The sequence below is a fragment of the Actinomadura craniellae genome (assembly GCF_003289645.1).
In the GTDB taxonomy this organism is placed as follows: Bacteria; Actinomycetota; Actinomycetes; order Streptosporangiales; family Streptosporangiaceae; genus Actinomadura_D; species Actinomadura_D craniellae.
In genome coordinates this window covers 102981-128227 of the sequence record NZ_QLYX01000012.1, presented here as the reverse complement: position 1 = coordinate 128227, position 25247 = coordinate 102981, and the positions used below count along the sequence as shown (strand labels likewise).

General features: G+C 71.8%; 20 protein-coding genes. 9 read left to right on the top strand and 11 right to left on the bottom strand.

Annotation, left to right across the window (positions count from 1 at the left end):
* Positions 1-85: 85 nt before the first annotated feature.
* Positions 86-1726 (bottom strand): N-acyl-D-amino-acid deacylase family protein, encoded by a 1641-nt coding sequence (locus tag DPM19_RS23960; RefSeq protein ID WP_111870258.1) that lies wholly within the window; start codon positions 1724-1726, stop codon positions 86-88.
* A 166-nt stretch (positions 1727-1892) separates the two neighbouring features.
* Here DPM19_RS23960 and DPM19_RS23955 point away from each other — a divergent pair, with 166 nt between their 5' ends.
* Positions 1893-3371 (top strand): aldehyde dehydrogenase, encoded by a 1479-nt coding sequence (locus tag DPM19_RS23955; protein WP_111870257.1) that lies wholly within the window; start codon positions 1893-1895, stop codon positions 3369-3371.
* A 74-nt stretch (positions 3372-3445) separates the two neighbouring features.
* A complete protein-coding gene (locus DPM19_RS23950) occupies positions 3446-3784 on the top strand; it encodes a hypothetical protein (protein ID WP_146778981.1) in 339 nt (112 codons plus the stop codon).
* A 13-nt stretch (positions 3785-3797) separates the two neighbouring features.
* Here DPM19_RS23950 and DPM19_RS23945 read toward each other — a convergent pair whose 3' ends face one another.
* Genes DPM19_RS23945 through DPM19_RS23925 form a run of 5 tightly spaced genes read right to left on the bottom strand, consistent with a single transcriptional unit; the run spans position 3798 to position 10886 of the window.
* Positions 3798-4118, bottom strand: coding sequence for a DUF4286 family protein (locus tag DPM19_RS23945; RefSeq protein ID WP_111870255.1), 321 nt, complete (start codon positions 4116-4118; stop codon positions 3798-3800).
* 29 nt (positions 4119-4147) lie between these two features.
* The gene (locus DPM19_RS23940; RefSeq protein WP_111870254.1) at positions 4148-4858 is read right to left on the bottom strand and encodes an EthD domain-containing protein; all 711 of its coding nucleotides are present in this window, start codon (positions 4856-4858) and stop codon (positions 4148-4150) included.
* A complete protein-coding gene (locus DPM19_RS23935; protein WP_111870253.1) occupies positions 4855-8355 on the bottom strand; it encodes an indolepyruvate ferredoxin oxidoreductase family protein in 3501 nt (1166 codons plus the stop codon). The genes DPM19_RS23940 and DPM19_RS23935 overlap by 4 nt, the downstream gene beginning before the upstream one ends.
* Positions 8352-9602, bottom strand: a complete 1251-nt coding sequence (locus tag DPM19_RS23930; RefSeq protein WP_111870252.1) for a metal-dependent hydrolase family protein — start codon at positions 9600-9602, stop codon at positions 8352-8354. Before DPM19_RS23930 ends, DPM19_RS23935 begins: the two co-directional genes overlap by 4 nt.
* A gap of 57 nt (positions 9603-9659) precedes the next feature.
* Positions 9660-10886: a cytochrome P450 gene (locus DPM19_RS23925; RefSeq protein WP_199485254.1), complete on the bottom strand. Its 1227-nt coding sequence runs from the start codon at positions 10884-10886 to the stop codon at positions 9660-9662.
* 258 nt (positions 10887-11144) lie between these two features.
* On the opposite strand from DPM19_RS23925, the gene DPM19_RS23920 reads away from it, so the two are divergent.
* Positions 11145-12647, top strand: a complete 1503-nt coding sequence (locus DPM19_RS23920) for an aldehyde dehydrogenase family protein (protein WP_111870250.1) — start codon at positions 11145-11147, stop codon at positions 12645-12647.
* A 21-nt stretch (positions 12648-12668) separates the two neighbouring features.
* On the opposite strand, the gene DPM19_RS23915 is transcribed toward DPM19_RS23920, so the two are convergent.
* Entirely contained in the window at positions 12669-13829 is a 1161-nt protein-coding gene (locus DPM19_RS23915) for an aromatic ring-hydroxylating oxygenase subunit alpha (RefSeq protein WP_111870249.1), read from the bottom strand.
* A gap of 172 nt (positions 13830-14001) precedes the next feature.
* Between DPM19_RS23915 and DPM19_RS23910 the strand changes: the two genes are divergently transcribed.
* Positions 14002-15486, top strand: a complete 1485-nt coding sequence (locus DPM19_RS23910; protein ID WP_111870248.1) for a CoA-acylating methylmalonate-semialdehyde dehydrogenase — start codon at positions 14002-14004, stop codon at positions 15484-15486.
* Between the two features lie 146 nt (positions 15487-15632).
* Here DPM19_RS23910 and DPM19_RS23905 read toward each other — a convergent pair whose 3' ends face one another.
* The gene (locus DPM19_RS23905) at positions 15633-16805 is read right to left on the bottom strand and encodes an amidohydrolase family protein (RefSeq protein ID WP_111870247.1); all 1173 of its coding nucleotides are present in this window, start codon (positions 16803-16805) and stop codon (positions 15633-15635) included.
* Positions 16806-17031: 226 nt separating this feature from the next.
* Positions 17032-17472: a luciferase domain-containing protein gene (locus tag DPM19_RS23900; RefSeq protein WP_146778980.1), complete on the bottom strand. Its 441-nt coding sequence runs from the start codon at positions 17470-17472 to the stop codon at positions 17032-17034.
* 258 nt (positions 17473-17730) lie between these two features.
* Here DPM19_RS23900 and DPM19_RS23895 point away from each other — a divergent pair, with 258 nt between their 5' ends.
* Both DPM19_RS23895 and DPM19_RS23890 read left to right on the top strand, forming a co-directional pair.
* Positions 17731-19587, top strand: a complete 1857-nt coding sequence (locus DPM19_RS23895; protein ID WP_111870245.1) for a substrate-binding domain-containing protein — start codon at positions 17731-17733, stop codon at positions 19585-19587.
* Between the two features lie 239 nt (positions 19588-19826).
* Positions 19827-21020, top strand: coding sequence for a cytochrome P450 (locus DPM19_RS23890; RefSeq protein ID WP_199485253.1), 1194 nt, complete (start codon positions 19827-19829; stop codon positions 21018-21020).
* 142 nt (positions 21021-21162) lie between these two features.
* Here DPM19_RS23890 and DPM19_RS23885 read toward each other — a convergent pair whose 3' ends face one another.
* On the bottom strand, positions 21163-21642 hold the full coding sequence (locus tag DPM19_RS23885; protein WP_111870244.1) for a hypothetical protein: 480 nt from the start codon (positions 21640-21642) through the stop codon (positions 21163-21165).
* A 396-nt stretch (positions 21643-22038) separates the two neighbouring features.
* Positions 22039-23529 (bottom strand): aldehyde dehydrogenase family protein, encoded by a 1491-nt coding sequence (locus DPM19_RS23880; protein ID WP_111870243.1) that lies wholly within the window; start codon positions 23527-23529, stop codon positions 22039-22041.
* A gap of 207 nt (positions 23530-23736) precedes the next feature.
* Here DPM19_RS23880 and DPM19_RS23875 point away from each other — a divergent pair, with 207 nt between their 5' ends.
* Genes DPM19_RS23875 through DPM19_RS23865 form a run of 3 tightly spaced genes read left to right on the top strand, consistent with a single transcriptional unit; the run spans position 23737 to position 25222 of the window.
* Complete coding sequence (locus DPM19_RS23875) at positions 23737-24048, top strand: hypothetical protein (RefSeq protein ID WP_111870242.1); 312 nt, start codon at positions 23737-23739, stop codon at positions 24046-24048.
* Between the two features lie 3 nt (positions 24049-24051).
* Positions 24052-24546 (top strand): PIN domain-containing protein, encoded by a 495-nt coding sequence (locus DPM19_RS23870; RefSeq protein ID WP_111870241.1) that lies wholly within the window; start codon positions 24052-24054, stop codon positions 24544-24546.
* A gap of 58 nt (positions 24547-24604) precedes the next feature.
* Positions 24605-25222, top strand: coding sequence for a Uma2 family endonuclease (locus DPM19_RS23865; protein ID WP_158566876.1), 618 nt, complete (start codon positions 24605-24607; stop codon positions 25220-25222).
* Positions 25223-25247: the final 25 nt, after the last annotated feature.

Sequence of the window (25247 nt, the reverse complement as noted above, 5' to 3'; positions counted from 1 at the left end):
TGGTGGGGGTCGTACCGAATGCCGCGGGGGCTGCGGCGAAGCCCACCGTCGCGAAGTTTCTCCGGCTGGGATCCGGCTGGGAAGGTCAGCCACGGATGAGTCGTCCGGGGGCGGCTCCGGCGACGTCCTTTCCGCCGGTTCGCGTCGCCACCCCGTTGACCCACATGTGCTCGACCCCGGTGCTGCGCACGACGAGCCGGTCGGCGCCGCCGGGCTGGTCCTGTACCCGCTCGACGGGGGTGGTCCCGACGGTGGCGGGATCGAAGGCGACGAGGTCGGCGTGGAAGCCCGCCCGCACCAGGCCGCGGTCGGCGATGCGGAACGCCCGGTGGGGGTGCCCGGTCAGCCGCCAGACGGCGTCTTCGAGCGAGAGGGCCGCGCGCTCGCGCACCCAGTGCCCGAGCAGGTGGGTCGAGTAGCAGGCGTCGCACAGCTGCGTGGCGTGCGCCCCGGCGTCGGACAGGCCGAGCAGCGTGCGCTTGTCGGCGAGCAGGTCGCCGACCTCGGCGTCCCCGTCGTTGTCCAGGACGATCCGGAACCGGGTGGCCATGTCGTCGCTCAGCGCCAGGTCGAGCATCAGGTCGAAGGGGGTGGTGCCCCGGTCGGCCGCCAGCCGGTCGAGCGGGATCCCGACCACGTCCTGGTGGGCGCGGGTCTCCTCGACGCTGGTCTTGGGCCAGCGGTGGCTCCAGGCGTCGAGCGTCGCCGGGCGCGCCCGCTTCCGCCAGTCCGCGTCGCGGTAGAGGCCGGCACGCTCGCCGCGGGGAACGGCCAGCACCTCCTTCCAGACGTCGATCTCGCCGAGTGGGGTGGGGTCGGCCATGCCGATCTGCATGACGATCGGGCGGCACGCGATCTGCGGGTAGACCTCGCCGGGCAGCGCGGCGCCGCGCTCGACCGTGCGCAGCGCGGCGCCGGGCTTGTCGGCCCGGGCCACCAGTGCCGTCCAGGTGACGGGGATGCCGTAGCGCACCGCGAGCTCGGAGAACTGGTCGACGAACATCCCTGGCCCGATGGACACCTGCATGACGCCCTTGCCCAGCTCGCCGAGCACCTCGGCGATCGAGTAGATCTCGTCGGTCTCGGCGAACCGGCTCGGCACGGGCCGGCCGTAGGCGCCCTGGTGGGCCGGCTGCCGCGAGGTCGAGAACCCGATGGCGCCGGCCGCGACGGCCTCGCGGACGAGGCCGCGCATGGTGTCGATCTCCGCGGGGGTGGCCGGCCGTTCCTCGCCGCCGGTCACGAACAGCCGCAGCGGGGAGTGCCCGATGAAGGCGCCGACGTTGAGGCGCTTGCGCCGCCGGTCGATGGCGGCAAGGTAGTCGGGGAACGTCTCGAAACACCAGTCGATGCCCGCGTCGAGCGCCTCCATCGACATCCCCTCGACGTTTTCGAGGGTGCGCACGATGATGTCGCGGTGTTCCGGGCGGGTCGGCGCGACCCCGAACCCGCAGTTGCCCATGACGACGCTCGTCACGCCGTGCCAGCTCGACGGGGTGAGGTCGGCGTCCCAGAGGATCTGCGCGTCGTAGTGCGTGTGGACGTCGATGAAGCCGGGGGCCAGGACCAGGCCGTCCAGGTCGACGACCTCGGTGCCGGGGCCGGGCGCGAGCTCGCCGGGGGCGCCGACCGCCGAGATGCGGTCGCCGGCGACGGCCACGTCGGCGGCCCGGGCCGGTTCGCCGGTGCCGTCGATCACCAGGGCCCGGCGCAGGAGCAGATCCATCGACACTCCGATCGGTAGGGGGCACGGCTCCACAAGCCGTCGTGCCACGGTGGCCGCGGTGGGCCGCCCCGTACAGGGTTCGCGTCCTTGTGCACGTACTCCTCAGCATAGCGAGCGTTCACTCACCATGCTAGGTTGAGGCCCCTGGGCGAGCGCGGGAGGCGGCGTGGACGACCGGCTGATGTACCGGCGGGAGTTCTTCATCGGCGGCGCCTGGACACCGCCCGCCGGCGGCGACCGGCTGGGCGTCATCTCCCCCTCGACCGAAGAGGTCGTCGGCGAGGTCCCCGTCGCCACGCCGGCCGACATCGACCGCGCGGTCGACGCGGCGCGCGCGGCGTTCGACGACGGCCCCTGGCCGCGGCTGGCCCCGGGCGAGCGGGCCGCGATCCTCGCCCGCGCCGCCGCGGTGCTGCGCAAGCGCGAGGCCGAGATCGCCCAGGTCACCGTGGACGAGATGGGCTGCGCGATCAGCCAGGCACCGCGCGCCCAGACCGGGATGGTCGCCGCCACGTTCGACTACTACGCCGATCTCATCCGCACCTTCGAGTTCGAGCGCGAGGTGGTCGCCGGCGACCGCACGGGCCTGGTGACCAGCGAGCCGGTCGGTGTGGTCGGCGCGATCGTCCCGTGGAACGCCCCGGTCACCCTGTCCTCCTGGAAGGCCGCGCCCGCGCTGGCGGCGGGGTGCACCGTGGTCGTCAAGCCGCCGCCCGAGGCCCCGCTGAGCAACTTCATCCTGGCCGAGGCGCTGGCGGAGGCCGGTGTCCCGGCCGGCGTGGTGAGCATGGTGCCCGGCGACCGCGCGGCGGGCGAGCACCTGGTGACGCACCCCGGCGTGGACAAGATCGCTTTCACCGGATCGACGGCGGCCGGCCGGCGGATCATGAGCCTGTGCGGCGACCAGGTCAAGCGCGTCTCCCTGGAACTGGGCGGCAAGTCGGCGGCCGTCGTCCTCGACGACGCCGATGTCGCCGGCGTCATGCCCACGCTGGTGGGCGGGGCCATGCACCTGTCCGGGCAGGTCTGCGGCGCCCACACCCGGGTCCTACTGCCGCGGGCCCGGTACGCCGAGGCGGTCGAGGCCGCCGCGGCGGCGGCCGCGGCGATACCGGTCGGCGACCCGCACGACCCGGCGACCCTGGTCGGGCCGCTCGTCGCCGAGCGCCAGCGCGACCGGGTGGAGGGCTACATCGCCCTGGCCGTGGCCGCCGGCGCCCGGGTCGCGGCCGGCGGCGGCCGGCCCGACCACCTGCCGAAGGGGTGGTACGTCGCGCCGACAATCCTCGCCGACGTGGACAACTCCATGCGGGTGGCCCGCGAGGAGATCTTCGGACCGGTGCTGTGCCTCATCCCCCACGACGGCGAGGACGACGCCGTCCGCATCGCCAACGACTCCCCCTACGGGCTCTCGGGCGGCGTGTGGACGGGCGACCCGGCGCGGGGGCTGCGGGTCGCCCGGCGGGTGCGCACGGGCAGCATCGCGATCAACGGCAGCTACCCCCCGTTCCCGGCGGTGCCCTTCGGCGGGTTCAAGATGTCCGGGCTGGGACGCGAACTGGGCCCGGAGGGGCTGCGGAGCTTCCTGGAGACGAAGAGCATCGGGCTGCCCGCCGCGCTCCGCTCGCCGGCCGCCCGTTCCTGAGCCCGCCCACTGGCCCACGGCACCGATCGGTGTTACATTCTAAATGAGTGAACGCTTACTTGATTGGTGGGATCATGTCGCATGCGCCCTCCGGATGCGCTCCGCAGCCGACGGATTCGTTGATACCGGCCACGCTCGAACTCGTCCACCCCTGCCCCGCCCGGGCCGAGTACATCGAGCTGCGCTTCACCACCCCCGAAGGCCCGTTCACCTGGTGCTTCCCCGAACCACCGCCGGGCGGGGAACCACCCGGCGGCCCGATCGCCCTGGTGGTCGGACCGTACGGCGTGCAGGCCCGCCAGTTCCACGACGGGGTGCTCGGCACCGCCCTGGAGAGCTCCACGGCGCTGCCGATGATGCTGGCCGGGGCGAACGTGCACGTCGCGCGCCGGCTGGTCGCCATGAGCCGCTGACCCGGGCCCGCCCTCACTCCATGAGCTCGTAGAGCGTGACGACCGGCGGCGGGTCCAGCCGTACCGCGCCGCTCTGCCGGATCTCACCCGCGGCCGAGCGGGCGCGCAACTCCTTGACGGGATCGGTGAGGTCGTCGGCCTCGATCTCGTAGATCGCCAGGTACCCGGGCAGCGCCGGATCGGCCCCGGAACGCGCCCGGTAGCGGCGGGCCGCGACGAACCCCGGCACCGCGAGGACCTGGGGCAGGTGCGTGTTGTCGTACCAGTCGTTGTACTCGTCCTCGCGTGCGGGCTCGATCGGACCGGACTGCACGACCATGAGGCCTTTTCGCATGAGCCGCCTTCCGTGTTCGGTCACCGCGGCTAGGCGGAGACGATCCGTTCTCGTACGGCCAGGAACCACGACCGGCCGAAGAGCCCGTCGCCGCCCGGCTCGGGAAGGTTCTCGCGGAACCACTCGATCCGCGCCCGCAGGTCCGCCCCGTCGTCGAAGTAGACCTCGTTGACGGCGTCGTAGGCCCACTCGCCGCCGCTCCGCGGGTGCGGGTGGTTCTGGACGTAGGCGCACCCCCGGGCGTGCTCCGGGATGGCCACCGCGCCCGCCGCGCCGACCCGGCCCGCGTGGCCGCGCCACCGCGCGGAGAACTCGGCGGGGGTCAGGCCGTCGGCCCGCCGTGCGAGGGCCATGTGCTTGAGCCTGTCGCCGCCGTCCCGCCAGCGCCGCCCCAGCCAGTCCGCGCCCCGCAGGACGGACTCGTCGGCGACGACCACCGGGCTCCGCGCGCGGTCGAGCACGCCGCCGGCCCGCAGCGTCAGCGCCCGCCCGGGCGGGGTGTCCAGCCACTCGGCGAACCGGTGCAGGTGCCCGGCGTCGGTGAACCACTCGACGCCGATCCCGTCGTGGCGCGGGGCGGGGCCGGTGAACTCGCGCAGGTTCGTGCACACCGCGACGCGCGCCGGCCGGACGCCGGGCGGTGCGTCCGCCGCGGCGGCGACCACGCTCGTCCAGACCCGCGGAAAGGTCCCGGGCGGCACGTCCCCGCGCCGGGTGGCGAACCGGATCCGTTTGATCATTCGTCCGGCCCCGCGGCGACCGGCTCTCGCCGCCGGAGCCCGGCGACCTCGTCCCGCCACGCGGCCACGGCCGCCTCCTTGATCGGGCCGTAGCCCTTGATCGAGATCGGTGACGCGGCGACACGCACCCGCACGTCGTAGGGCAGGGCGGACGACGGCGCGAGCGTCTCGCCGATCAGCCGCTCGTACTCCCCGACGAGTGCCCGTTCGGTGCGCCGGTCGGGATCCCAGCCGAAGACGTCCACCGGCGTTCCCCGCAGCCACCGCAGCCGGCGCAGCACCCGGAACCCCAGCTCGTACGGCTTGCCCAGCGGCAGCTTCCGCTTCAGGCCGAGCCGGCGGAGGGTGGGCGGGTGCAGGTGGTACGTCACCGAGTACGGCCCCTCGATCCCGAGTTCACGGGCCACCCGGTCGTAGTCGACGTTGAGGTGCAGCCGGGCCACCTCGTACTCGTCCTTGTAGGTGAGCAGCTTGAACCACGACCCGGCGACCGCCTCGGTGAGCGCCCAGCCGTGCCCGGTGTCGTCGGCCGCCGCCGCCCGCTCCACCAGGTCCAGGAACCGCTCGGCCCGGCGGACGTTCTGGTAGTCGATCGCCTGCGCGGCGCGCCGGGTGAGCAGGTCGCCGAGCGCGGGCGGCAGGGTGCGGCCCGTGACCAGCCGGGCCGCCGTCGCCAGCGCGCCGGGCGACGGGTCGAACGGGTCGGCCGGGCCCCCGCCGGCACCGCGCTCGGCGGCGGCGAGGGCCGCCTCGACCGCGGCCGGGTCGTGCGCCGCCCAGCGGCCCCAGGTGAACGCCGCGCGGTTGTCGTCCGCCGCCCGGCCCTGGCGCCGCATCGCCGCCTCGAGGTGCGCGAGCGGGATCGGCAGGCCGCCGAGTTGGAAGGCCGCGCCGAGCAGGACCACGTTCGCGAGCAGGTGCTCGGCGAAGACCACTTCGGCGATGCGCCGGGAGTCGAGGAAGACGGCGCGGCCCGCGCCGACCCGCTCCGCCACCGCCTGTTCGAGGCTCGCCAGGTCGGGTGGCGCGGCGTCGCTCTGCAACATGTTCGCGGTCGGGGTGAAGTGCCGGTCGACGACGGCGACCGTGCGGCCGGGCCGGACCTTCGCGAGGTGGTGCGCACCGGCGGCCTGCAGGATGTCGCCGGACAGGTACAGGTCGGCGCCGCCGCCGCTCACGGTCGCGGAGCCCAGGGCGCTCCGGTCACCCGCCAGTTGCAGGTGCGACACGACCGCGCCCGCCTTCTGCGACAGGCCCGTCTGGTCCATGCCGCCGACCACCAGCCCCGCGGCCTCGGCCGCGGCCGCGATGATGCGGTTCGCGGTGACGACGCCGGTACCGCCGATCCCCGTGAAGTAGACGCCGTACCGGTCGCCGACCGGCGGGAGCTCGGGCGGGGGCGGTTCCCCCGGGGGGAGCGCCGGCCGCGCGGTGACCCGCTCGGGCGCCGCGCGCCGGCCGCGGCGCTTCGGCTTGATGGTCACGAACGAGGGGCAGTCGCCGTCCAGGCACGTGTAGTCGCGGTTGCAGGACGGGTCGTGGATCTGCCGCTTCTCGCCGAACTCCGTCGCGTGCGGCAGCACCGAGAGGCAGTTGCTCTGCACCCCGCAGTCGCCGCACCCCTCGCACACCGCCTCGTTGATGACGACCCGGCGGGGCGGCTCCGGCAGCAGCCCGCGCTTACGCAGCCGGCGGGCCTCGGCCGCGCACCGCTGGTCGTAGATGATCACCGTGACGCCGGGGACGTCCCGCAATTCCTCCTGCACCTGCTGGAGCCGGTCGCGGCCCAGCACCTTGACCCCGGCGGCCCACCGGGCCCGGCGGCCGTAACGCCGGGGGTCCTCGGCGCAGACGACCGTCCGGCGCACCCCCTCGGCTTCGAGCGCCCGCGTCATCGCGGGGACGTCCATCAGCCCGGTGACCTCCTGGCCGCCGGTCATGGCCACGGCCTCGTTGTAGAGGATCTTGAAGGTGATGTCGGCCCCGGCGGCGACGGCCGCCCGGACGGCCAGCGTCCCGGAGTGGCTGAGCGTGCCGTCGCCCAGGTTCTGGATGAGGTGCGGTTCGGCGACGAACGGCGCCAGGCCGATCCACGGGACGCCCTCGGCGCCCATCGGGGTCGGCGGGAGGCTCCGCAGGTCCTGGTGGCGCGCCTCGAAGTACATGATCCCGTGGCAGCCGACGCCGCCGCCGACCAGCGCGCCCGCCGGGACGACGGTGGACCGGTTGTGCGGGCAGCCGCTGCAGTACCCCGGCGGCCGGGGCGGCAGCACCAGCGGCAGCGCGGTCCGCTGCGGCGCCGGCTCGCGGCGCGGGGCGAGGTCGGGCAGCAGCCGGGCGAGGACCGCGGCGACCGCCCCCGGGTCCAGTTCGCCGGTCGAGGACACCAGGCTCCGGCCGGCCCGGTCGCGCTTGCCCGACACCGGGACCCGGCTGCCCGCCTCGTGCAGGATGCCGCGCAGTTGCGTCTCGACGAACGGCCGCTTCTCCTCGATCACGACGAGCTCCCCGACCGACTCGGCGAACTCGCGGACCGTCTCCTCCACCAGCGGGTAGGTCATGCCGAGCTTCAAAATCCGCACTCCGGCGCCGGCGAGTTCCGCCGCGGGGACGCCGAGGTCGGCGAGAGCCTGGATCACGTCGAAGTAGGTCTTGCCGGCGCAGACGACGCCGAGCCGCGCCCTGGGGTCGGCGCCGGCGACCCGGTCGAGCCCGTTGTGCCGCGCGTAGGCCCGGGCGGCGCGCAGCCGGTGCTCCACCACCAGCGCCTCCTGACCGGGCACGGCATGGGGGCCGATCATCGCGAGTGGCCGGTGCCGCCAGGGGGTGCCGTCGATGACGACGCCGGCGGGGTCGCTCGGGGCGTGCCGGGCGGGGTCGAGATCGACGGTGCCGACCCCGTCGGCGACGGCGGTGACGACCTTCAGCCCGGTCCAGGTGCCCGCGTACCGGGACATCCGGAAAGCGTGTACCCCCAGGTCCAGCACGTCCTGCTGGTTCCCCGGGTACAGCACGGGGACGCAGGCGTCCTCGAAGGCGTGCTGGCTGTCGCACGCCAGCGTGGACGACTTGGACGCAGGGTCGTCGCCGCAGAACATGACGGCGCCGCCGTTGGGGCCCGCGCCCATCGCGTTCGCGTGCTTGAGCGCGTCGCCGCAGCGGTCGAGCCCGGGGCCCTTCCCATACCAGGCGCCGGCGACGCCGTCCACGCCGTCGTACTCGATGGCGGCGCCCATCTGGCTGCCCCACACGGTCGCGACGGCGAGTTCCTCGTTGAGCCCCGGCCGGTGGACGATCCGGTGCTCGGCGAGGAGGTCGCCCAGGCGCTCCACGGTCAGGTCGAAGCCGCCCAGCGGTGACCCGGGGTATCCGGACACCATGGTGGCCGTCTTCAGCCCGTCCCGCGCGTCGAGTTCCTGCCGGAGGATGAGCAGGCGGGCGAGCGTGTCCACCCCGGACAGGATCGTCCCCGCCGGGGTCTTCGCGGTGTCCGTCACGGATGGACCTCGGGGTTGACGTAGCCGAACTTCCCGTCCTTGATGACGGCCCGGCGCAGGTCGGGCCGTTGCAGGACGGTCACGTCGGCGGCGGGGTCGCCGTCGACGATGAGCAGGTCCGCGAGGTACCCCGGCCGGACCTGCCCGGTGTCGGACCCGGCGGCCGGCCCCAGGTTGCGGGTGGCCGTGTGGATCGCCTCCACCGGCGTCATGCCGCCGAGCTCCACGTACCGTTGCAGCTCCGCGGCGTAGGTGCCGTGCCGGGTCCACTGGTGCCCGAAGTCGCCGCCGGCCAGGATCCGGATGCCGGACTCCCGCAGCCGGTGCAGCCCCTCGACCTGCGACCGGAACTCCTCGTGGTAGCCCGACGCCTCGATCTTCTCCGGCGTCATGCCCCACGGCTCGGCGTGGCCGCTCACCATCGCGTACAGGTAGTGCAGCCCGGGGCACACCCAGATGTCGTCGCGCCGGGCCTCCAGCGCCTTCAGCGCGTCGTCGTCGAGGAAGCAGGCGTGGTGAACGATCCTGACCCCGGTGCGCGCCGCCATGGCGACGCTCGCCGACCCGCGGGCGTGGACCGTGATGAACGCGCCGTGCCGGTCGGCCTCCTCGACGGCGGCCGCCAGCATCTCGTCGTTCATGTACACGTCGTCGGACGGGAACTGCGGCACCACGCCGTCGCCAGAGATGAACAGCTTCAGGGCCCGCACCCCGGTGTCGCACTGGCGGGCGACGACCTCGCGGAGCTCCCTGGCGTCCGCGACGACGTCCATCAGGCCTCCGTCCGCCCCGAGCCCGCCCTGCTCGGCGACCATCGGGCCGCTCGGGACGATGCGCGGGCCCGGGATCAGCCCGCGGTCGATCGCGTCCTTGGCGAGCAGGTCGTCGAGCGGCTGGGTCACCCCCGCGCCGATGATGGAGGTGTAGCCGCTCTCCAGGAACGTCCGCGCCACGGCGGCGACGTCGAGCATGTGCCTGCCGGGGGGCGTCTTCGCGATGGCGGCGTGGTCGAACACGAAGTCCAGCGGCCAGCTGATGTGCACGTGCGCGTCGCCCAGCCCGGGCAGCACGGTGGCCCCGTGCAGGTCGACGACCCGGGTGGACGCCGGGTCGACGTCGATGCGGTGGGCCGCGACCTCGGCGATGCGGTCCCCCTCGATCAGGACGTCGCCGTCCCGCGGCCTCTCTCCGGTGTCACCGGAGCAGGTGAGCACGCGGGCGTTCTGCAGGAGTGTCCGGCCGGCCATCTGCGACCTCCCTGATCGAACCTGAGCAAACCTGAACGAACCGGTACGGGATGAGCGCTAGGAGGGCCCCAGCCGCGGGCCGGGGGTGAACGTGATCGGCAGGCTGAGCGGCGAGCGGGTCAGGCCGCGGTGGTATTCGATCTTCGCGCCGTCCCGGAGCCGGATGTCGTCCAGCCGCCGCAGCAGTTCTTCCAGGGCCACCCGCAGGTTGAGCCGGGCGAGGTTGGAGCCCGCGCAGCGGTGCGGGCCGGCGCCGAAGCTGAGATGCCGGTTCCGCTCGCGGTCGAGCTCGAACCGGTCGGGGTCGGTGAACTCGCCGGCGTCGCGGTTCGCCGAGGCCCAGTGGATCAGGACCTTGTCGCCCTTCTTGACCTGGCGGCCGCCGAGGTCGGCGTCGCGCATCGCGGTGCGGCCGACGGAGACGAAGGAGGGCTCCAGCCGCAGCAGTTCCTGGATCGCGCTCGGGATCAGCTCCGGCCTGGCGCGGAGCAGCGCGGGGATCTCGGGTTCGGCGCAGAACCGGGCGACCATCAGCCCCAGCGCGCCGGCCGTCGTCTCCAGGCCGCCGAGGATGAGCAGTTGCACGGTGCCGATGATCTCGTCCTCGGTGATGGGACGGCCGTCGATCCGCGCGTTCAGCACGGCGTCGACGACGTCGCCGTGCTCCGGCCCGCCGCGCCTCGCCCGGGTGAAGTCCTTGATCCACTGGTAGAGGCCGAGCCAGCACTCGCGCGCCTCCGGGTCGTCGGGGACTGATGACTTCGAGGCGAGGTAGGCGACCTTCTCCAGGTCGTCGGCGGGCGCGTTGAGCGCGAGGTCGAAGAACGTCAGGCTGGGCAGCGGGCGCGCGAAGGCGTCCATGAACTCGCAGCCACCGTCCTCGATGAAGTCGTCGATGAGGCGGGTCACCAGTTCGCGGGTCGGCCGCTCCCACGGCGCCACGGCGGCGGGCGTGAAGAAGGGGTTGATGAGGCGCTTGAAGATGCGCTGATCCGGCGGGTCGGCCTGCACCGGGAGGTTGCGGACGACCGTCGGCGCCTTGGACACCCCCAGGCCGTGCGCGGAGCTGTACACCTCCCAGTTCTGTGCGACGCCGAGGACGTCCTCGTACGTCGACACCACCCAGAAGCCGTCGTGTTCCTCGCTGCGGGCCACGGGGCACAGCTCTCGCATGCGCGCCATCGTGTCCGGCATGGTGGCGGCCAGGTCGGGGGACAGATGGTCGAAATGGCGCAGGCACCAGTCGTCGGGCAGGGCGCCGGATTCCGGTGTGGACTTCTCCATCACTTCCCCATCCAATTCCGACATACAGCCCATCTCGCCAACCGGTCGCACTATAACAAGGTGAGCAATCACTTTCTAGCGCCGTAGATGCCTGGAACGCGCCACCACCCCGCGCTCCGGACCCGCGCTCCGCACCCCACCAGGTCCGCGACCGCAGGGTTCCCTCCTTAATAAGTAAACGCTCTTTTATCTTGGCACGGGCGTCGTTACAGTGACGTCATCCGTGACCTGCTCGGCGCCATCCGACGAGGAGTTCCCATGTCACCCCGCACCCGCCCCGACACGCCGACGTCGTCCTTCCTCGCAGGCGGCCCCAAGAACCTGCTGATCGGCGGCCGGTGGGTCGCGGCGGCGTCCGGCAAGACCTTCCCGAGCGTCAACCCCTCGACCGGCGAGGTGATCGCCGAACTCGCCGAGGCCGACACCCGGGACGTCGACCACGCCGTCGCCGCCGCCCGGGCGGCGTTCAACGGCCCCTGGCGGCGAATGGCGCCGCGCGAGCGCCAGCGCCTGCTGTGGGCGCTCGCGGACGCGGTGCAGGCCGACTACGAGGAGCTCCGGCTCCTGGAAGTGCTCGACATGGGCTCGCCGATCGGGCGGCGGCGCACCAAGCCCGCCCCGGCCTGGGAGGCGGAGGTACTGCGCTACTTCGCCGGCTGGGCGACGAAGATCCACGGCGAGACCATCCCCAACTCGATCCCGGGGTCGGTGCTGAGCTACACCCTCAAGGAACCGGTCGGGGTGGTCGCCGCGATCGTGCCGTGGAACCGGCCCATCAGCAACGCGATCTGGAAGATCGCGCCCGCGCTCGCCGCCGGCTGCACGGTCGTGCTGAAGCCCTCCGAAGAAGCGAGCCTGCCCGCCCTGCGGCTGGGCGAGCTGATCGGCGAGGCCGGCTTCCCCGACGGCGTCGTCAACATCGTGACCGGATACGGCGACCCCGTCGGAGCCGCGCTCGCGGAGCACCGCGGCGTCGACAAGGTGGCGTTCACGGGATCCACCGCCACGGGGCAGAGCATCGTCCGGGCCGCCGCGGGCAACCTGAAGCGGATGTCGCTCGAACTCGGCGGGAAGTCCCCCGACATCGTGTTCGCCGACGCCGACCTGGCGAAGGCCGTCCCCGGCGCGGCCATGGGGGTGTTCTCCAACTCCGGCCAGATCTGCTGCGCGGGCACGCGCATCTACGTCGAACGCCCCATCCACGACGAGTTCGTCGCCGCCGTCGCGGAGTTCGCCGGCAACCTGAAGGTCGGCGACAGCCTCGACCCGGAGACCCGGATCGGGCCCGTGGTGTCGGCGCGGCAGCTGGCGCGCGTCACCGACTACCTGGCGGTGGGACGCGAGGAGGGCGCGCACACCGCCGCGGGCGGCCACCGCATCGAGACCGGGGACCTGGCCAGGGGCTACTTCGTGGCGCCCACCGTCCTCACGGACGTGCGGGACGACATGCGGGTGGCCCGGGAGGAGATCTTCGGCCCGGTCGCCTGCGTGCTGCCGTTCGACACCCTGGAGGAGGTCGCCGCCCGGTCCAACGACACCGACTTCGGGCTGTCCGGCGGCGTGTGGACCCGGGACGTCGGCAAGGCGCACCGGATCGCCCAGGAGCTGCAGGCCGGGACGGTGTGGGTCAACACGATGCTGCTCTTCGACCCCGCCGTTCCCTTCGGCGGCTACAAGGCGAGCGGGTGGGGCCGGGAGATGGGCGAGCACTCGCTCGACGAGTACCTCAACGTCAAGTCGGTCTGGATCGACACCGCCTGAGCGGCGCCCGCCGCCGCCCGGTCAGCCGCGCTCCGCCGCGGCGGCCAGGGCGGCGGCGAACCCGCGGTGCAGGTGCTGGGGCGCCGGCTCGTTGCGCCCGAACACGACCGTGTCGAGCAGGCCGGTCCGGACGCCCGGCTCGGTGCGGCCGGCGACCCAGAAGTCCTCCCCGTCGACCACGGTCTCGCAGATCCACGGCGCCATCTCCACGGCCTTCGCCAGTTCCTCCTCGCTCAGGTCCGGCCGGAAGTAGGAGGTGTGCACGACCTCCGAGGTGGTCTCGTCGACCGGCAGGATCTGCCACAGCTCGATGTGCCGGCTGTCGAAGGTCAGGCTGGTGTTGGGGAAGAGCGCGTACTGGTAGCTGAAGTGCTGGGCCGCGTCGTCCCACCGCTCCTCCGGGAGGTCGCGCAGCGCCTTGATGGACTTCAGCGCCGAGCAGTTGCGCAGGTGCGGCCCGAACGCGTCGAAGGTCAGCACGCCGCCGTGCGCGTAGGTCGCCAGCGTCCGCCGGTGCAGGACCTTGAAGTGGTAGTTCTCCCGGAAGGTGTCGAGCGTGACCTTCCAGTTGGCCTGGACGGGGTGGACGTGCGGCTCGCCGTGCGGCGCCCAGTCCGCGAAGTCGAACATGGCCAGCTCGTCGGTGAGCCCGGGGCCGAGGTAGTCGTCGACGTCCAGGGGCGGCCCCGGGCGCAGGCGGCCGATGATCAGCCCGTACCCCTCGGCGACCGGCAGCTCGACGAGGCCCTTGTCCTCCTTGCACATCCCGGTGAAGGCGTCCTCGGTGGGAACGTGGGTGAGCTCGCCCGACAGCTCGTAGGTCCAGGCGTGGAAGGGGCAGGTGAGCCGCTTGGCCGTCCCCGCCCCGTCGACCACCCGCACCCCCCGGTGCCGGCAGGCGTTCGCCAGCGCCCGCACCTTCCCGCCCGCGTCGCGGGTGAGCAGGATCGGCGTGCCGAGCAGGTCGACGGTGCGGTACGTCTCCGGCCCGGGCAGGGCCCCGGACAGGCAGAGCACCAGTGGCTGGTCCCGGAACAGGACCTCGACCTCCCGGTCGTGGTACTCCCGCGAGTAGACGTCGGTCGAGAGCTCCATCACCTCGTCGGCGAGGTCCGTCGTGCGCTGCTCGATGTGGTCGAGCAGCCGACGTGCCAGGCTGCGCTCCAGGGCTTCCCTGTCCACGGTGGTCCTCCTCCCGGCCGATGGCCGCTCCGCTGGGGCACTAGAGAGTGAACGCTTGCTCTACTTTATGAGAAAACCATATTCTCAGCGATATGTCGAAGGTCGCACCGAGCCCGGTGCGAACGCCGCGAGCACGGCACCTCCGGCAGCACACCCAAGGAGAGGGCGCAGCATGAGGCGGATCTCGCACTGGATCGGCGGCAAGGCCGTTCCCGGCACCTCCGGCCGCTCCGGCCCGGTATGGAACCCGGCGACCGGAGCGCAGCAGGCCACCGTGGACTTCGCGTCGGCCGACGAGGTCGATCACGCGGTCGCGGTCGCGCAGGCCGCCTTCCCGGCCTGGCGCGCGACGAGCCTGTCCCGGCGGGCCGAGGTGATGTTCGGCCTGCGCGAGCTCGTCGCCGCGCACCGCGAGGAACTCGCGTCCCTGGTGTCGGCGGAGCACGGCAAGGTGCTGTCGGACGCGCTCGGCGAGGTGGCGCGCGGCCTGGAGAACGTCGAGTACGCGTGCGGCGTCCCGAACCTGCTGAAGGGCGGCCACAGCGAGCAGGCCGCCACCGGCATCGACGTGCACAGCGTGCGGCAGCCGCTCGGCGTGGTCGCGGGCATCACCCCGTTCAACTTCCCGGCGATGGTGCCGATGTGGATGCTCGCCAACGCGCTCGCCTGCGGCAACACGTTCGTGCTGAAGCCGAGCGAGAAGGACCCCTCCGCCTCGCTCCTGCTGGCCGACCTGCTGCGCCGGGCGGGCCTGCCCGACGGCTGCTTCAACGTCGTGCAGGGCGACCGGGTCGCCGCGGAACGGATCGTCGAGCACCCCGACGTCGCCGCCGTCAGCTTCGTCGGCTCCACCCCGATCGCCGAGTACGTCCACCAGGCCGGGACGCGCGGCGGCAAGCGCGTCCAGGCCCTCGGCGGGGCCAAGAACCACATGCTCGTGCTCCCCGACGCCGACCTCGACCTGGCGGCCGACGCGGCCGTCAGCGCGGCGTACGGCTCGGCCGGCGAGCGCTGCATGGCGATCAGCGTCCTCCTCGCGATGGACACGGTGGCCGACGCCCTCGTCGCCAAGATCCGCGACCGCATCCCGGGCATCGTGGTGGGCCCGGCCGACGACCCGGGCAGCGAGATGGGGCCCCTCATCACCGCCGAGCACCGGGATCGGGTGGCGGGCTACCTGGCGGGGGCGGCCGCGGAGGGCGCCACCGTGCTCGTCGACGGCCGCGACGGCGTCCCGGCCGACGGCTTCTTCCTCGGGCCGAGCCTGATCGACCATGCCAGGCCCGGCATGCGCTGCTACGACGACGAGATCTTCGGGCCCGTGCTCACCGTCGTCCGGATCGGCAGTTACGTCGAGGGCCTGCAGCTCATCAACGACAACCCCTACGGCAACGGCGTCGCGCTCTTCACCCGGGACGGCGGCGCGGCCCGCCGGTTCGAGTTCGACGTCCAGGCCGGCATGGTCGGCGTCAACGTGCCGATCCCCACCCCGGTGAGCTACTACAGCTTCGGCGGCTGGAAGGCCAGCCTCTTCGGCGACCAGCACATCTACGGCCCGGAGGGCATCAGCTTCTACACCAGGACGAAGGTCGTCACGAGCCGCTGGCCCGACCCCGCCCTCTCCTCGATCGACCTCGGCTTCCCGCAGACCCGCTGACACCCGGCCCGGCGCGCCCGGCGGGCCGTCCGGGTCGGGCCGGGGCGGCCGGACGTGCGGAACCCGTCGCGTGAGAGCTCACGCGACGGGCCGGACGAGCACGCGCCGACCGCCCCGGGGCCGAGCCGGGGCGGCCCCGGGGCGGGTCAGATGCGGTAGAGGGCGGCGGCGGTCTCGCCGAGGACCTTGCGGCGGGTCTCCGGCCGCAGCGACATCATCCGCTCCTCGACCGCCGTCAAGGGGTCGGGGTAGAGGCAGGTGGGGTGCGGGAAGTCGGTCTCGAACATGACGTTGTCCTCGCCGACGCTGTCGATCAGGGACTGGAGGTCGCCGCGGTTCTCCTCGAACCAGAACGTCGCGTACCAGTGGTCCTTGAAGTACTCCGACGGCTTGCGGGACAGCTCCGCGGCCTGCTGCGGGGCGTTCTCCAGGATCTCGTAGTCCGCGGTCTCCAGGATGAACGGGACCCAGCCCATGCCGCTCTCGACGGAGACCATCTTCAGCCCGGGGTGCCGGTCGAAGATCCCGGCGTAGATGCTGTTCAGCACGACCCGGGCGTTGTTCAGGAACAGCATCGACCCGCCGACCGCGGGCTTGAGGTTCTGGTGCAGGGACGGCCAGAAGTACTTCCCGTAGAAGTTGAGCGACGTCAGGCTGGCCCCGATGTGGAAGTGCACCGGCAGTTGTAGGTCCGCGCACGCCGCCCAGAACGGGTCCCACTCGCGGCTGGCCAGGTCGGGCGCGCCGGTCTCCTGCGGGTCGGAGGTCATGTTCACGCCGCGGAACCCCGCCGCGGCGGCGCGCTGCGCCTCCCGCACGCACTCGTCCACGCTCCACGCCGGCATGACCGCCATGGGCAGGAAGCGGTGGCCCGACCAGTCCTGCAGCTCGCCCAGGTAGTCGTTGAAGATCTCGATCGTCAGCCGGCGCAGCACCGGGTCCTGGACGTTGTTGGAGATGCCCTGGCCTCCGATGCCGATGGCGTTGGGGTAGAGGACCTGGGCGTGGAAGCCGTTCTGGTTCATGTACTCCAGCCGGGCCTCGTGGTCCCAGGCGGCCCGGTGCACCCAGTCGATGCCGTTGTGCTTGCTCTCCTCGAACGGGAACTTCTCGCCGTTCACGTTGACGACCCCGCCGCCCCGGGCCGGGCCGAGCTGCCGGTCCTTTTCCACGACCCACCATGGTGAGCCGTCGATGTCCACGACGCGAGGAACCCGGTCCTCGTACCCTTTCGGCGCCCGGGTGGTGAACAGGTCATGACGTTCCGTGAGATGGGTGTCCGCGTCGATGACCCGCACCTCGTCGGCCAGCTTCACCATCTGCCCTCACCTCTCCGCACCACGCGGCCGCGGACGGCCACAGGTGAAGTTCCATCGCGCTTCGCGGCTAGCTCGTGGCCATGAAACTAAACTCGCGGAGTATAAAAAGCAAGTGCTCACTCTCTCAGCCGCCGGCGGCCACGCGCCTCGCCGGAGCGCTGGAGGGGACTCGTGGCGGGTGGCCGGACAACGTTCGTGGACGCCGCGGCAGGGCGCGTCCGCCCGGTCAGAAACCGTGCAGGACGAGATCCGCCTCCACCATCCGCGAACGCCGCCGGCCGCGGGAACCGGCGCGGGGGCAGGGCGCGGTGGCGTGGTGATGCGGCCGGCGGGAGAGCTCGTTGGCCTGGATGGCCAGGCTGACCAGGGACTGGAGAAGGAAGAGGTCGCCGTCGGTGTCCAGATGCACCTGGACCCAGCCGGTGTCGGGGAAGATGTCGACCCGGCCCGAGTCGGTGAGGGTCGCGGTGATGCGGCAGACGACCTGCCGGGTGAGGAAGACTTCGGCCAGGTCGCCCTGGTGGAAGTGGACGATCTGCAGGTCGGGCAGGGCCAGCGCGCGGCCCGGGGAACAGTCGGCACGGCACACGTGCAGCGGCCAGTCCCGGAATTGTTCGATCGCCAGGTCGGTGTACGCAACGGAGTGGTGACTGCGTCCTCGGCTCATGAACTCAGCGTGGCGGAACACCGGGCCAGGTGACCGATCAGCCGGTGTCCTAGTGGGTTCCCGGGCTTCCTGGTTCCTTCCAGGAAGCCCGAAACCGTTCCTGGAAGGTACCCGGGCGGAACCGCCAACCGTACAGATGGCCACTAGAGGGCGAACTTACGGACAACTCACACCCATGGCGCCCGTCCGCACCGCAAGATAGATGATCACCTCGGTGTAGACGCCTGTACGGATATTAGGACACGGACGGAGCGGGCGTTGAACTCCTATCTCGGCCGGAAGGCGGACTTCACCCGCGCCCTGGCCGCCTGTATGGACGGGAACGAGCCCGCCGTGCTGGCACGGCACACCGGACTGCAGGAGGTGACGGTCCGGGCGCTGCTGGCCGGGGACGGCGAGCTGATGTCCTGGGAGGTCGTCAGCGCCTGCCTGACCGCGGCGGGGGTCGACGGCGCCGAGGCCGCGGCGGCGCGGGACGCGTGGGCCGCGGCCGAGCAGGCCCTGTGGGACGAGCGGGGAGACGACCTGAACGCCGCGTTCGAGCGGAACAGGAGCAGCAAACCCGCGAAGATCGTCGAGACCCACCGGGCGAAGGTCCCCTGGCGGCGGCTGACCTCACGGCATCCCGTGTCCTTCGAACCGTGGGCCGTCCCGACGTTCGCCGCCGAGCGGAAACTGCCCGACCTGGCCGAGGCCGGCGACATCCGGGACTTCTACCGGTTGCTGGCACGGCTGCGGGACTGGGCGGGCCCACCCAGGCAGTCGGAGATCGAGCGGCGCTCGTGGGGCACACTGCCCGACGCCACGATCAGCGCGATGCTCCAGAAGGACCGCTGGCGCACGACCAGCGACCGGGAACGCGTCAGGGTCGGCTACTTCGCGGCGGCCTGCGGGCTGCCCGAAACAGAGGTCGCGCTCTGGGTCGAGGCGTACGAGCGGCTCCGGGGCATCGCCCCGCCGGACGACCTCGCCCAGGCCCGGGCCGAGGCGGCCGGACTGCGGCAGCGGCTCGCCGCCGCCGAGGCCGCGGCCGCGGAACTGCGCGACCGCCCGGCGGCAACCGAGAGCCGGCCGCCCGCCGAGCCGTCCCCTCCGGTCGAGGCCCCCCTGCGGAATCGGAAGCGGTGGGACCTCCGCGGGCGGAGGCCGGCGGCGGTGGCCGCCGCCGCGCTGGTGTTCGTGGCCGGCGTCGTGGTGGGCGGAGCGATCGGCGGAGACGAGCCCGCGGCGCACCGTCCCACCTGTTTCAGCGGCACCCTCCGCCTGGTCGGTTCCACCGCCTTCGAGCGGACGGCCGACGCCGTCCGGCGCGGCTACGAGGCCCTGTGCGAGGACGCGGACATCGAGGTGAGACCCATCGGCTCGAACGAAGGGGTGCGCGCTCTCACCGCCGCCAACGCCGCCTCGACGATCGCGATGCACGACGGGTACCTCCGGCCCGACTCCGACGAGATCAGGTCGCGAGGTTTCCGCGGTTTCCCGGTCGCCCTGGTCGCCTTCGCCGTCATCGTCCACAAGGACACGAAGGTCACCGACCTGTCGATGGCGGAGCTGCGTTCCGTCTACGCCCAGGACGGCGGCCCCACCAACTGGCGGCAGTTCGAGGGCGGCGCCGACGTGCCGGTCCGGCTGGTCAGCAGGACCGAGGGCTCGGGCACCCGGACGATCTTCGAGGAGCAGGTGCTCGGCGGGCCCGAGCCGGAGCTGTCGTCCCGGAACTGCCAGCGCAAGGACGAGCTCCGCGCCGCCGCCCGCAGCATCCGCTGCGAGCGCAGCAGCCAGGGGCAGGTCCTCGACGCGGTCAACCAGATCCCCGGCGCGATCGGCTATGCCGAACTGCACGTCGCCACGGACACCCGCCGCTACCCCAACGTGCGCGTGCTCACCCTCGACGGCGTCAAGGCGGACGCCTCCCCGGCGGGGAGCAACTACCCGTTCGTCGCCCCCGAGGTCTTCTACACCCTCGGGCCGCCCCCGAACCACAGCCCCGCCGCGGCGTTCCTCACGTTCCTCGTGGGCGACTCCGCCCGGCGGATCCTCCGGCAGGCGGGTGCCCTCCCCTGCCTCGCCCCGGGCGCACTGCTCGTCACGGCCTGCCAGGCCGGCTCGGCCTGATCTCCGCCCTCCGGTCCGGCGCCGCGCCACCATGCTCTCCACCTGTGCGAACGCGGCGACCGTGCCGGCACGTGGCACGCTCAACACCGCAGGCCACCTGGTGTGACCTTGACCACCGAAGCGGCGGGTGCTAAGCAAGTGCACAGCATTATTTGGCGACCGCTCAGCAACGAGGACGGGCAGCCGCCGGGGTGCGCGTCGACCGATCGCGCGCCGGGGTTCGAGGAAGGCCTGGACAAGTGAGCAGTGAAAACCCGGTTTACTGGGATCCCTACGAATCCGAATTCGCGAAGGACCCGTATCCGATCTACCGCCGGATGCGGGAGGAGATGCCGCTCTACTACAACGAGAAATACGACTTCTACGCGGTCAGCCGGCATGCCGACATCGAACGCGGCCTGCCGGACTGGCAGACGTTCTCCTCGGCCCGCGGCGGAATCCTGGAAATCATCAAGGCCGATATCGAACTGCCTCCGGGCACCCTCATCTTCGAGGACCCGCCCATCCACGACATCCACCGCCGGCTGCTGGCCCGCGTCTTCACCCCGCGCCGGATCTCCGCCCTGGAACCCCGGGTGCGGGAGTTCTGCACGCGCACCCTCGACCCGCTGGTGGGCACGGACCGCTTCGACCTCGTCGCCGCCGTCGGCGCCGAGATGCCGATGCGCGTGATCGGCATGCTCCTCGGCATCCCCGAGGCCGACCAGGCGGCCCTCCGCGACTCGGCCGACGAGAGCCTGCGCACCGAGGACGGCGGGCAGATGGATCTGCGGGACGGCGCGATCCTCAGCAACGAGATGTTCGGTGAATACATCGACTGGCGCCGCAAGAACCCCTCCGACGACCTGATGACCGAGTTGCTGAACGCCGAGTTCGAGGACGAGAACGGCGTGACGCGCACGCTCACCCGGGACGAGGTCCTGACCTACGTCACGGTCGTCGCGGGCGCCGGCAACGAGACGACGGGCCGGCTCATCGGGTGGATCGGGTCCGTGCTGGCCCAGTACCCCGAGCAGCGCCAGGAGCTCGTGGACGACCCGTCGCTGATCCCCAACGCGATCGAGGAGATCCTGCGGCTCGAACCGCCCGGCCCCTCCATCGCCCGCTACGTCACCAAGGACGTGGAGTTCTACGGCCAGACCGTGCCCAAGGGCAGCGCCCTCCTGTTCATCGTGGCGGCGGCCAACCGGGACGAGCGCCGCTACGCCGACCCGGACCGGTTCGACATCCACCGCAAGCTCAACCAGCAGCTGACCTTCGGCCTCGGCGTCCACTACTGCCTGGGTGCGGCGCTGGCCCGGCTGGAGGGCCGGGTGGCGATGGAGGAGATCCTGCGCCGGTTCCCGCGGTGGGACGTGGACTGGGACAACACGAAGCTGGCGCAGACCTCGACCGTCCGCGGCTGGGAGACCCTGCCGATCACCATCGGCTGACCCGCCCGCGCCGCGCACGTCCTGCCGCCGATGCCGGCCGTACGGCTCGCGTGCCGTACCGGACGGCGCCGTGGCCCCGGCGGGTGCCGCCGGGGCCACGGCGCGAGGCCGGCCTGGACTCACCCCGGGACCGGCCTCGGAATCACGGCTGGGTGAAGACGTAGGAGGCGGTGATGGTGGCGGAGGAGGGGCAGAGGAAGTGGCCGCTGACCCTGCTGACGGTCTGCTCGGTGAAGGTGACGGTGACCGGGAAGGATTCGTCCTCGCTGACGTAGCTGCCGACCAGGCTGCCGCCGTAGGTGCAGCCCATGCCGCTCACCCGGTAGCCGCTGATGGTGGCGACGCCGCCGGTGAGGCTGCCGCTCCAGGGCAGCTGCGAGGGGGTGATCGCGACGCCGCACTCGGCGGTGGCCGAGGTGATGGTGAGATCACCTGCGGCGGTGATGCTTCCGCCGTACGTGGCGGAGGTGCAGGAGGCGGGAATGCCCGCGTCGATGATCATGGGCCCGGAGAGGGCGGCGGAGACGGGACCGGCCGTCCAGGCCATGGCGGGCGAGGCCGGCACCGCGACGGCGGCGGCGGCGATCACGGCGGTCACGGCCAGTTTCGTGGCACGGGACATGGGAGTCCTCATTTCGGGGACGGTGGGCGCCATTCCTGGCGCCCGGGTAACGGGGCGGGAAGTCCATGCATGGAATGGAGCGCGCTCTATTTCGAAGGTAGGCAATGACCTTTTTGGCGTCAATGCACAAAAAGTAGTCTCAGCACGACCAAATCGCTCTACTGCCTACAAAAATGCCACTTGACTAGGCACATCCACTGATGTAATGCCAGAAGTTGTGCCCGCCCCGCACCGGAACCCGCCACATACAAAGATCACTTCGATACCGAAGATCGGTATAGCGGAAAAATGCAAACAGAAAAATTCAGCCGGCAACAGCCGTAAGTCGCACCGGGCCGGCGAAACCGACGGCGGGTGGGAGGCACCGCGACCGGCGCCTCCCACCCGCCGGGTGGATCACAGCTGCGTAGTGACGGCCTTGACCTCGGTGTAAGCGTTGAGGGCCTCGTGGCCCATCTCCCGGCCCCAGCCCGACTGCTTGTAGCCGCCGAACGGCAGGGCCGCGTCGAAAACGTTGTAGCAGTTGATCCAGACGGTGCCCGCGCGGATCTTCTTGGCCAGCGCGTGCGCCTTGGAGATGTCGCGGGTCCAGATGCCCGCGCCCAGGCCGTACTCGGTGTCGTTGGCCTGTGCCGCGATCTCGTCCAGATCGCTGAACGGCTCGGCCACCACGACCGGCCCGAAGATCTCCTCACGGACGATCTGCATGTCGGCGCGGGTGCCGGTGATCACGGTCGGCTCGACGAAGTAGCCGCGGTCACCGTGCCGCCCGCCGCCGACGACGGTGGTCGCCCCCGCCACGCGGCCCGACTCCAGGTAACCGGTGACCCGGCGCAACTGCTCGTCGGAGACCAGCGGGCCCATCTGCGTGCCGGGGTCCAGGCCCGGGCCGAGCTTGATGGTCTTGGCGATGTCGGCGACGCCCTCGACGACCTCGTCGAACCGGCTCCGGTGCACGAACAGCCGCGACCCGGCGACGCAGCACTGGCCGTGGTTGAAGAAGATGGCGTTCGCCGCCCCCGCCACGGCGCCGTCCGCGGCGTCCTCGAAGACGATGTTGGGGCTCTTCCCGCCCAGTTCCAGCGTGAGCTTCTTCAGGTTGCCCGCCGCCGCCTGCACGATCTGCTTGCCGACCTCGGTGGAGCCGGTGAAGGCCACCTTGTCCACCCCCGGGTGGGCGGCCAGCCGCGCTCCGGCGGTCTCCCCGTATCCGGGCACGACGTTGACCACGCCGTCCGGGATCCCGGCCTCGGCGATCAGCTCGGCGAGCCGCAGCGCGGTCAGCGGTGTCTGCTCGGCGGGCTTGAGGACGACGCAGTTGCCGGTGGCCAGTGCGGGCCCCAGCTTCCAGGCCGCCATCAGCAGCGGGAAGTTCCACGGGATGATCTGGCCAACGACGCCGACCGGCTCGCGCAGCGTGTAGGAGTGGAAGGACGCGCCCGGCATGTAGGGCACCGAGATGTCGATCGTGTTGCCCTCGATCTTCGTGGCCCACCCGGCCATGTAGTGGAACAGGTCGGCGGCCAGCGGCACGTCCGCGGCCTGGGCGACGGTGAAGGGCTTGCCGTTGTCCAGCGACTCCAGCCGGGCCAGCTCGTCGGTGTGCTCGAGGATCAGATCGCCGATCTTCCAGATCAACCGGCCGCGCTCGGACGCCGTCATCCGGGACCACGGCCCCTCCTCGAACGCCCGGCGCGCGGCGGCCACGGCCCGGTCGATGTCGGCCGCGTCCCCCTCCGCGACATGGGCGAGGGTCTCCCCCGTGGCAGGGTCCGGGGTGGCGAACGTCCGGCCCGAGACCGCCTCCACCCACTGCCCGCCGATGAACATCCGCCGCGGGGTCGCCACGAAGCCGTCGATCGCTTCCTGCACTGTCGCCGTTGACATGAAGAGTCATCCCCAATCCGGACTGCCCGGTAGGGCCCCGGCGAACGGGCACCCAAACACCCAGAACCGCCAGAGCTTGGTCATAACCATCAGACGACCGAGTTCACATGAACGCAACCCCACAGCAGCCGGTGGTGTTCGCCCCTAGAAAGCAGATTGAGTGCAACAAGTTGCATTCTAAGTGCGACCCGGAAGTATGATCGGTGTATGGCAGCAGAGACCAAGGGGCACAAGACCAGGAGCTCCCGCCGTCCCGGCCGGCGCCAGGCGCAGACGCTGGGGTTCTCCGTCCAGGCCGAGGACCGTCCCACGCTGGACGAGCTCGTCGAGTACTTCGGTGATGGGAACCGGTCGGCCTACCTGCGCGCTACCTACCGCGTAATGAAGTCGATCATGATTGCGGAGCAGCTGCGCGAGCTCCAGGCGTACGGCCAGCAGCGCACCGCCGAACTCGGCATCGAGCCGGCCGACGTCCCCGACCGGGTCCGTGAGTTCCTGAAGGGCAAGGACGGCTCCTGACCCATGTCGGTACCCATCGTCTATGACGTCAACGTGCTGGTGACGGCCGCCGCGAGCGGGAACAGCCCGTTCCGCTCCTGGCCCTCACCACCGCCCACCTCGGGCAACGCCTCGGCCGACTGCGTCGGCGTCGCCAACGACGCAGCCGAGTTCTCGCTGTGGCTCTCCCCGCACATCCTGTCCAACACCGACCGGGTCCTGTCGCAGCTGTTCAAGTGGGAGCAGGATCGGGTCGACGCCTACCTGGCCGCGCTGGACGCGATCGTCGAGCAGAGCGGAGGCGAGGTGATCGACCCACCCCGCACGGTCCACGACTGCCCCGATCACGAAGACAACCTGGTCCTGGACCTCGCCGCCGAGGTGGGCGCCCTGCTGGTCGTCAGCAACGACGCCGATCTCATCTCGATGTCCCCCTGGCGGGGAACCCCGATCGTCACCCCGGAGGTCTTCCGCCAGAAAGTGGACGGGATGCGCCGCCACACCCGCCGCACACGCTGAATCTCCCAGATCTAGGATCAGGTGCGCCCCGCCCGTCGAGCCTGGGACCATCGATACCGTGACCGTCGTCTGGCCTGAACCGCAGCACGCGCCCATCACCTGGGAGACGTTCCTCGACATCGACGAGGAGGTCCGGCGTGATCTGGAGATCGTCGACGGGTACGTCATCCCGCGCGAGCAGCGTGGCCGCGACCACCAGAAGGTCGGCACCCGGCTGTCACTGGCGCTGGAGCGGGCCGCGGTGACCGAGATGCGCCGCACCGGCAGCGCGAGTTGCTACGAGACGAACACCGAGGTGGACGTCCTGCTGTGGGAGGTGCCGCCCACGGCGCGCAAGCCGGACGCGGTGCTGCATCGTTGCCTGCCGGAGTTCGAGCAACTGGCCGCCGAGCACGTGGTGATCGTCGCCGAGGTGCTGTCCACCTGGTCGGAGCGGCGGGACCGGGTGCACAAGATGAGCGACTACGCCGACGCCGGCATCCCGCACTACTGGCTGGTCAGCTTCGACAAGGTCGGCGCCGTGGTCATCGAGCGGTACGCGCTCACCGGCGGGTCCAAGCCCTACACCCACATCGGCACCACGCACCGCGACATGGGCCCCGTCGCGGTCACCGCCACCGACCCCTTTCCCATCGAGATCCGCTGGCAGGACCTCGAAGTCGCCCCACCGCTATGACCTCATGTCGGCAGGGCGACCTGCG

Bases quoted from the DNA above. Each gene is read 5' to 3' on its own strand.
- DPM19_RS23960 (WP_111870258.1), bottom strand. From the start codon at position 1,726: ATGGATCTGCTCCTGCGCCGGGCCCTGGTGATCGACGGCACCGGCGAA.
- DPM19_RS23950 (WP_146778981.1), top strand. From the start codon at position 3,446: ATGTCGCATGCGCCCTCCGGATGCGCTCCGCAGCCGACGGATTCGTTG.
- DPM19_RS23945 (WP_111870255.1), bottom strand. From the start codon at position 4,118: ATGCGAAAAGGCCTCATGGTCGTGCAGTCCGGTCCGATCGAGCCCGCA.
- DPM19_RS23940 (WP_111870254.1), bottom strand. From the start codon at position 4,858: ATGATCAAACGGATCCGGTTCGCCACCCGGCGCGGGGACGTGCCGCCC.
- DPM19_RS23930 (WP_111870252.1), bottom strand. From the start codon at position 9,602: ATGGCCGGCCGGACACTCCTGCAGAACGCCCGCGTGCTCACCTGCTCC.
- DPM19_RS23925 (WP_199485254.1), bottom strand. From the start codon at position 10,886: ATGGAGAAGTCCACACCGGAATCCGGCGCCCTGCCCGACGACTGGTGC.
- DPM19_RS23920 (WP_111870250.1), top strand. From the start codon at position 11,145: ATGTCACCCCGCACCCGCCCCGACACGCCGACGTCGTCCTTCCTCGCA.
- DPM19_RS23910 (WP_111870248.1), top strand. From the start codon at position 14,002: ATGAGGCGGATCTCGCACTGGATCGGCGGCAAGGCCGTTCCCGGCACC.
- DPM19_RS23905 (WP_111870247.1), bottom strand. From the start codon at position 16,805: ATGGTGAAGCTGGCCGACGAGGTGCGGGTCATCGACGCGGACACCCAT.
- DPM19_RS23900 (WP_146778980.1), bottom strand. From the start codon at position 17,472: ATGAGCCGAGGACGCAGTCACCACTCCGTTGCGTACACCGACCTGGCG.
- DPM19_RS23885 (WP_111870244.1), bottom strand. From the start codon at position 21,642: ATGTCCCGTGCCACGAAACTGGCCGTGACCGCCGTGATCGCCGCCGCC.
- DPM19_RS23880 (WP_111870243.1), bottom strand. From the start codon at position 23,529: ATGTCAACGGCGACAGTGCAGGAAGCGATCGACGGCTTCGTGGCGACC.
- DPM19_RS23875 (WP_111870242.1), top strand. From the start codon at position 23,737: ATGGCAGCAGAGACCAAGGGGCACAAGACCAGGAGCTCCCGCCGTCCC.
- DPM19_RS23870 (WP_111870241.1), top strand. From the start codon at position 24,052: ATGTCGGTACCCATCGTCTATGACGTCAACGTGCTGGTGACGGCCGCC.